General features: G+C 68.4%; 1 protein-coding gene. It reads right to left on the reverse strand.

Features of this window, described 5'->3' with window-relative positions:
- The coding region (locus tag ABZW16_RS43775; protein WP_354962071.1) for an amino acid adenylation domain-containing protein at nucleotides 1-2339 on the reverse strand (2339 nt) is incomplete at both ends.

Genomic DNA, 2339 nt, shown 5'->3' on the forward strand with positions numbered 1-2339 from the left:
GGCGCCCGGAACTCGGCGCGAGCCGAACTGAAGTCCGGAACGGGTAGCGCGGCGCGGTCGAGCTTGCCGCTCTCGGTCACCGGCAGCGTGTCCAGTACCACGACGGTCGCGGGCACCATGTGCGGGGCCAGCCGCTGTTCGGCGACCGTGAGGACCGCGGCGGGGTCGAGGGCGACGCCGGGTTCGGGCACCACGTACCCGACCAGGCGGTCACCGACAGCGGTGCCATGGTGCACGGTCGCGACCGCGCGGGCGACACCGGCGCAGGCCAGCAGACCGGATTCGACCTCACCCAACTCGATGCGGAAACCACGCAGCTTGACCTGGAAGTCGGCCCGACCCACGTAGTCCAGTTCCAGATTCCCGTGCGGTTGCCGCAGCCACCGCACCAGGTCACCGGTGCGATACATGCGCCGTCCCGACTCCGCGAACGGATCGGCGACGAACCGCGCCGCCGTCAACCCCATTCGGTTGCGGTAGCCACGGGCCAGACCGGGTCCGGTGAGGTACAACTCGCCGACAACACCGACGGGCACCGGCCGTAACCGGGCATCGAGTACGACCTGCCCGACCCCACGGATCGGTTCGCCGACCGTCACCGGCTGCCCCGCCACCAGCGGGGCACTGGCGTCGGTCTGGATCGTCGCCTCCGCCGGACCGTAGGTGTTGAAGAGTCTGCGGCCCGGTGCCCACCGCGACACCAGATCGGGTGGAGGCGCTTCACCGCCGACCACGACGGTCTCGAGGTGCTCCAGCCCGGCCGGATCGACCGTCGCCAACGCCGTCGGCGTCATCGCCACGTGGGTCACCCGCTGGCTCGACAGGATCTGTGCCAGCTCGGTCCCGCCGTAGACGGTCGGCGGCGCGATGACCAGCCGCCCACCCGATGCAAACGCCCACAGCAGTTCCAGGACCGCCGCATCGAAACTCGGCGACGCGACATGCAGCACCCGCGCGGTGGGCTCGATGTCGAACCGCGAACATTGCTCGGTTACCAGATCCGCCAAGCCTCGGTGCGGCACCACGACGCCCTTGGGCACACCCGTCGAGCCGGAGGTGTAGATCACGTACGCCGCCTGGTCGAGCCGGATCGGTCCGGTTCGCTCCGCATCGGTCACCGGTGCCGAGGATGCCTGTGTCACTTCGGCTTCGGCGGTGGCCTCGTCGAGGACCAACCAGGACACCGATCCGGGGAATCGATCTCGCCACTGCGACAGCGTGATTCCCACCGTCGCACCGGAATCGGTGAGCATGTGCTCGATGCGGCCGGTCGGATACTGCGGGTCCACCGGAACGAATGCCGCCCCCGACTTCGCCACTGCCCACACCGCAAGCACCGACTCGACCGACCGTGCCAGCCCCACCGCGACACTCGTCTCCGGCCCCACACCCCGATCGATCAGCAACCGCGCCAACCGATTCGACTCCGCATCGAGCTCACCGTAGCTCCACTGCCGATCCTCGAACACCACCGCGACCGCCCCCGGATCGCGCTGTACCGTCGCCGCCAATAGTTCCGCAAGCGCGCGACCCGGCACCGGCGGGTTGCCCGAAACCGGTGTCAACTCCCGGTATTCCGTGGGGGAGAGCAGGTTCAGCCGGGCCAGCGGCAGATCCGGATCGACGGCCATGACATCGAGCACGCGCAGCACCCGCTGCAAGGTCGCGTCGACTGTGTCGTGGTCGAACAGTTCGGGCAGGTACTTGATCTTCAGGTGCAACCGCGTGTCGACGTGCGCGACCACGCCCATCGGATAATGCGCGCCGTCCATACCCGTGACGTCGACGACCCGCATGCCCGCGATGTCGGTGTCCGCGGTGAGCCCGAAACGATCGACCGGGTACGACTCGAAGACCGTCATCGTGTCGAACACCGCTGCTGGCCCGGCGACCCGCTCGATTTCGGTGAGACCGACGAACTGGTGATCGAGCAGAGCGGTCTGCTCGGCCTGGATTCGGTCGAGCAACTGTCCCAGGCTCTCGGCGGCATCCAGACGCACCCGCACCGGCAGCGTGTTGATGAACAGTCCGATCATCGATTCGATACCCGCCAGCTGTGGAGACCGCCCCGACACCGCGGCACCGAAGGTCACATCGTCGCGGGAAGTCAACGAGCCCAACACAATTGCCCACGCCAACTGGACCACGGTGTTGAGGGTGATCCCACGGGCCCTGGCCAGCTGGTTCAACGCCGCGGTCTGCTCCTCGGTCAACTCGGCGACCACATCGCGGGACTCGGTGTAACGGCGACCCGGGTCGGCGTGCGCCACCAGGGTCGGCTCCTCGGTGCCGTCGAACGCAGCGGCCCACGCATCCAGCGCCGCAGGCAGGTCCTGCCC

The organism is Nocardia sp. NPDC004604 (assembly GCF_040609795.1).
Classification (GTDB): Bacteria; Actinomycetota; Actinomycetes; order Mycobacteriales; family Mycobacteriaceae; genus Nocardia.